This is a genomic window from Corynebacterium sp. (assembly GCF_012838985.1).
Taxonomy (GTDB): domain Bacteria; phylum Actinomycetota; class Actinomycetes; order Mycobacteriales; family Mycobacteriaceae; genus Corynebacterium.
Map to the genome: position 1 here is coordinate 1 of NZ_DUOE01000173.1, position 4,958 is coordinate 4,958.

Annotated in this window: 5 protein-coding genes; all 5 read left to right on the forward strand. The window is 70.1% G+C overall.

Annotation, left to right across the window (positions count from 1 at the left end):
• The first annotated feature begins 54 nt into the window (after positions 1–54).
• From GXZ33_RS09860 to GXZ33_RS09880, 5 genes are read left to right on the forward strand one after another with little or no spacing between them, the layout of a single operon-like run.
• The gene (locus tag GXZ33_RS09860) at positions 55–1,668 is read left to right on the forward strand and encodes a nitrite/sulfite reductase (protein WP_291340866.1); all 1,614 of its coding nucleotides are present in this window, start codon (positions 55–57) and stop codon (positions 1,666–1,668) included.
• Positions 1,665–1,916: a hypothetical protein gene (locus tag GXZ33_RS09865; RefSeq protein WP_291340863.1), complete on the forward strand. Its 252-nt coding sequence runs from the start codon at positions 1,665–1,667 to the stop codon at positions 1,914–1,916. The genes GXZ33_RS09860 and GXZ33_RS09865 overlap by 4 nt, the downstream gene beginning before the upstream one ends.
• Positions 1,913–2,683, forward strand: coding sequence for a phosphoadenylyl-sulfate reductase (locus tag GXZ33_RS09870; RefSeq protein WP_291340864.1), 771 nt, complete (start codon positions 1,913–1,915; stop codon positions 2,681–2,683). Before GXZ33_RS09865 ends, GXZ33_RS09870 begins: the two co-directional genes overlap by 4 nt.
• An 8-nt stretch (positions 2,684–2,691) precedes the next feature.
• Positions 2,692–3,606: a sulfate adenylyltransferase subunit CysD gene (cysD, locus tag GXZ33_RS09875; RefSeq protein WP_291340867.1), complete on the forward strand. Its 915-nt coding sequence runs from the start codon at positions 2,692–2,694 to the stop codon at positions 3,604–3,606.
• Complete coding sequence (locus GXZ33_RS09880) at positions 3,606–4,874, forward strand: GTP-binding protein (protein ID WP_291340865.1); 1,269 nt, start codon at positions 3,606–3,608, stop codon at positions 4,872–4,874. The genes cysD and GXZ33_RS09880 overlap by 1 nt, the downstream gene beginning before the upstream one ends.
• Positions 4,875–4,958 lie beyond the last annotated feature (84 nt).

Genomic DNA, 4,958 nt, shown 5'->3' on the forward strand with positions numbered 1-4,958 from the left:
CCGGTCCGCGGCGAGCGCCCCAAGCGCGCCCGCAAGCCGGAGGGCCAGTGGAAGATCGACGGCACCGCGCCGCTCAACCACGTGGAGGAGGTGAAACAGGACGGAGAGGTCCTCGACGTCTACGACCGCGTGGTCAACATCTACTCCAAGCAGGGTTTCGACTCGATCCCCGCCGACGACATCGCCCCGCGCTTCAAGTGGCTGGGCCTGTACACGCAGCGTCGGCAGGATCTCGGCGGCGAGCTGACCGGCCAGGTGCCGGACGCGGAGCTGCAGGACAAGTACTTCATGATGCGCGTGCGTTTCGACGGCGGCCTGGTCAACCCGGAGCGTCTCCGCGCGGTCGGTGAGATCTCCCGCGACTACGCCCGTTCCACCGCGGACTTCACCGACCGGCAGAACATCCAGCTGCACTGGCTGCGCATCGAGGACATCCCGGCGATCTGGGAGAAGCTCGACACCGTGGGCCTGAGCCCCCTATTGGGCTGCGGCGACGTGCCGCGCATCATCCTGGGTTCCCCGGTGGCGGGGGTGGCGGCGGAGGAGATCATCGACGCCACCCCGGCGATCGAGCGGATCCAGCGTGAGCACCTGCCGAACCCGGAGTTCCACAACCTGCCGCGCAAGTTCAAGTCGGCGATCTCGGGGCATTCGCGCCAGGACGTCACCCACGAGATCCAGGACGTCGCCTTCATCGGTTCCGTCCACCCGGAGCACGGCCCCGGTTTCGAGTGCTACGTCGGTGGTGGTCTGTCGACCAACCCGATGCTGGCGCAGTCGCTGGGTGCGTGGATCCCGCTGGAGGACGTGCCGGATGTGTGGGCCGGTGTGGCGCGGATCTTCCGTGACTACGGCTATCGACGCCTGCGTAACCGCGCCCGCCTGAAGTTCCTGGTGGCGGAGTGGGGCATTGAGAAGTTCCGCGAGGTCCTCGAGACCGAGTACCTCGGCCGGAAGCTCATCGACGGCCCGCACCAGCCGATCAACCCCGGCTACCGCGACCACATCGGCATCCACCCGCAGAAGGACGGCAAGTTCTACCTGGGCGTGAAGCCGACCGTGGGCCACACCACCGGTGAGCAGCTCATCGCCATCGCGGATGTCGCGGAGCGTTTCGGCATCACCCGCATCCGCACCACCGCGGAGAAGGAGCTGCTGTTCCTCGACGTGGAGCGCACCGACCTGGCCGACCTGGCCGCCGCCCTCGACGAGACCGGCCTGTACTCGAAGCCGAGCGAGTGGCGTCGCAACATCATCTCGTGCACCGGCCTGGAGTTCTGCAAGCTGGCGCACGCGACCACGAAGTCCCGCGCCGTCGAGCTGGTCGACGAGCTGGAGGAGCGCGTCGGCGACATCGACGTGCCCGTGCGCATCGCGCTCAACGGCTGCCCCAACTCGTGCGCCCGCACCCAGGTCGCGGACATCGGCTTCAAGGGACAGACCGTCACCGACGCCGACGGCAACCGCGTGGAGGGGTTCCAGGTGCACCTGGGCGGTTCGATGAACATCAACGCCAACTTCGGCCGCAAGCTCCGCGGCCACAAGGTGCTTGCCGACGAAGTCGGGGACTACGTCACCCGTGTCGTCACCAACTTCCGTGACCAGCGGGAGCCGGAGGAGACCTTCCAGGAGTGGGTGCAGCGCGCTGCCGAGGAGGACCTCCAGTGAGTTTCCGCCGCACCCCGAATCCGAACCGCAACCATCCGCTGCACTGCCCGTGGTGCGCCGGGGAGGATCTGTTCCCCAACGAGGCCGACGACTTCGCCTGGCTGTGCCGCGACTGCACCCGGGTGTTCTCGGTCCGCTACCACGGCCAGGACGACCCGGAGCACCGCCCGGCCGCCGCCCGCTCCACGAGCGAGGCCATCCGGAATTCGCTCGCCCGCCACGGACATCTGCAGGAGGTGACCCGATGAATCTGCTGGGCACGCCGACCGCCACCCGCGACCCGGAGATCAGCCCCGCCGGCCCCACCACCACCGGTGACCTGCCGGAGGCGGTGCGGAAGGAGAACGCGCGGCTCGTCGAGAAGCACGCCGCCGAACTCTTCGACGCCGACGCCGCCACCATCCTCGACTGGGCCCGGGAGCACGCGCCGGGACGCCTCGCGGTGACCCTGTCGATGGAGAACACCGTCCTCGCCGAGCTCGCCGCCCGGCACCTGCCCGACGCCGACTTCCTCTTCCTCGACACCGGCTACCACTTCCCGGAGACGCTGGAGGTGGCGCGCGACGTCGATAAGCGGTACCCGCAGATGCTGGTCACCGCGACCCCGACGCTGAGCCGGGAGGAACAGGACGCCACCTACGGGGCGAACCTGTACCGCACCAACCCGACCGCGTGCTGCCGCATGCGCAAGGTCGAACCGCTGGCCGTGCACCTGACCCCCTACGCAGGCTGGATCACCGGCCTGCGCCGGGTCGACGGGCCGACCCGCGCGCACGCCCCGGCCTTGAGCCTCGATCCGACCGGCCGGCTGAAGATCTCCCCGATCATCACGTGGTCGCTGGACGACACCGAGGCGTTCATCGCCGACCACGACCTCACCCGACACCCCCTCACCCAGCAGGGCTACCCGTCCATCGGGTGCGCCACCTGCACCCTCCCCGTCGCCGCGGGCGAGGATCCCCGGGCCGGCCGCTGGGCCGGACAGAACAAGACAGAATGCGGGCTCCACTCATGACCACCACCCTGACCACCACCCTCCAGACCCGACTCTCCCCCCACCTCCAGGACCTCGAGAGCGAATCCATCCACATCCTCCGCGAGGTCGCCGGACAGTTCGACAAGGTCGGGCTGCTGTTCTCCGGCGGCAAGGACTCCGTCGTCGTCCTCGAACTCGCCCGCCGGGCCTTCGCCCCCGCGGCCGTGCCCTTCGAACTGCTCCACGTGGACACCGGCCACAACTTCCCCGAGGTCATCGACTTCCGTGACCGCGTCGTCGCCGAGACCGGCGTCCGGCTGCGTGTCGCCAAGGTGCAGGACTGGATCGACCGCGGTGACCTCGTCGAACGCCCCGACGGCACCCGCAACCCCCTGCAGACCGTCCCCCTCGTGGAGACCATCGCCGAGCAGGGTTACGACGCCGTCCTCGGCGGGGCGCGCCGCGACGAGGAGCGCGCCCGCGCCAAGGAGCGCGTCTTCTCCATCCGCGACTCCTTCGGCGGCTGGGATCCGCGCCGCCAGCGCCCCGAGCTGTGGCACCTCTACAACGGTGGCCACCTCCCGGGTGAGAACGTCCGCGTCTTCCCCATCTCCAACTGGACCGAGGCCGACATCTGGGAGTACATCGGCGCCCGCGGCATCGCCCTGCCGGAGATCTACTTCGCCCACGAGCGCACCGTCTTCGAACGCGACGGCATGTGGCTGACCCCGGGCGACTGGGGTGGGCCGCGCGAGGGCGAGACCCTCGAGGTCAAGCGGGTGCGCTACCGCACCGTGGGCGACATGTCCTGCACCGGTGCCGTGCTGTCCGACGCCACCACCACCGACGAGGTCATCGCCGAGATCGCCTCCTCCACCCTCACCGAGCGCGGCGCCACCCGCGCCGACGACCGACTCAGTGAATCCGCCATGGAAGACCGCAAGAAGGAAGGCTACTTCTGATGACCACCGCCACGCTCCTGGGCACCCGCGAGACCCTGCGCCTGTGCACCGCCGGCTCCGTCGACGACGGCAAGTCCACCCTCGTGGGCCGCCTGCTGCACGACACCCGCTCCGTCCTCGCCGACCAGCTTGCCGCGGTGGAACGCACCTCCGCCGACCGCGGCTTTGACGGACTCGATCTGTCTCTGCTGGTGGACGGCCTGCGCGCCGAGCGCGAGCAGGGCATCACCATCGACGTCGCCCACCGTTACTTCGCCACCGACCGCCGCACGTTCATCCTGGCGGACACCCCCGGCCACGTGCAGTACACCCGCAACACCGTCACCGGCGTGTCCACCTCCCAGGTCGTCGTGCTGCTTGTCGACGCCCGTCACGGCGTCGTCGAGCAGACCCGCCGCCACCTCACCGTCGCCGCCCTCCTCGGGGTGCGCACCGTGCTGCTCGCGGTGAACAAGATCGACCTGGTCGACTGGTCCGAGCCGGTGTTCCGCGCCATCGAGTCGGAGTTCACGTCCCTGGCCACCGAGCTCGGCGTCGACGACGCGCACGTCATCCCCGTGTCCGCGCTGCTGGGCGACAACGTCGTCGAGCCGTCGACCAACCTGCCCTGGTACGAGGGCCCGACGATCCTCGAGCTGCTCGAGGGCGTCGAGGTCCACCGCGGCCGCGCCCACGATCTCGGTTTCCGCCTGCCGATCCAGTACGTCATCCGCGAGCACTCCACCGACTACCGCGGTTACGCCGGGCGTATCGACGCCGGCCACATCAGCGTCGGCGACACCGTCCACCTCCCCGAGGGCCGGACCAGCACCGTCACCCACATCGACACCGCCGACGGCGAGGCCCGCCACGCCCACGCCGGTGACTCCGTGGTCCTGCGCCTGGCCGACGACATCGACCTCATCCGCGGCGACCTCATCGCCGGCGACGACCGCCCCGCCCCGGTCCGTTCCTTCGACGCCACCATCGTCGGTCTCCACGAGAAGGAACTGCGCGCCGGCAGCCCCGTCCGTGTCCGCTACGGCACCTCCCTGGTCCGGGGCCGCGTCACGGCGGTCGAGCGTCTCCTCGACATCGACGGCCGCTCCGACCAGATCGCGCCCGAGCAGGTCAGCCTCAACGACATCGCGCATGTGCGTATCGACGTCGCCGCCGACCTGCCCGTCGAGCCCTACGCCGCCCGCGGCGCCGTCGGTTCCTTCCTCCTCATCGACCAGGCCGCCGGCAACACCCTCGCCGCCGGGCTCGTCGGCCACCGCCTGCGCTGACCCGTGACTCCCGCCCTGCTGACCCTGTCCCACGGCTCCCGCCACCCGCGCGCCGCCGCCGGCATCGACCGACTCACCGCGGCC

Excerpts from the sequence above, each read along its gene's own strand:
- GXZ33_RS09880 (WP_291340865.1), top strand. The coding sequence starts at position 3,606 with ATGACCACCGCCACGCTCCTGGGCACCCGCGAGACCCTGCGCCTGTGC.
- GXZ33_RS09870 (WP_291340864.1), top strand. The coding sequence starts at position 1,913 with ATGAATCTGCTGGGCACGCCGACCGCCACCCGCGACCCGGAGATCAGC.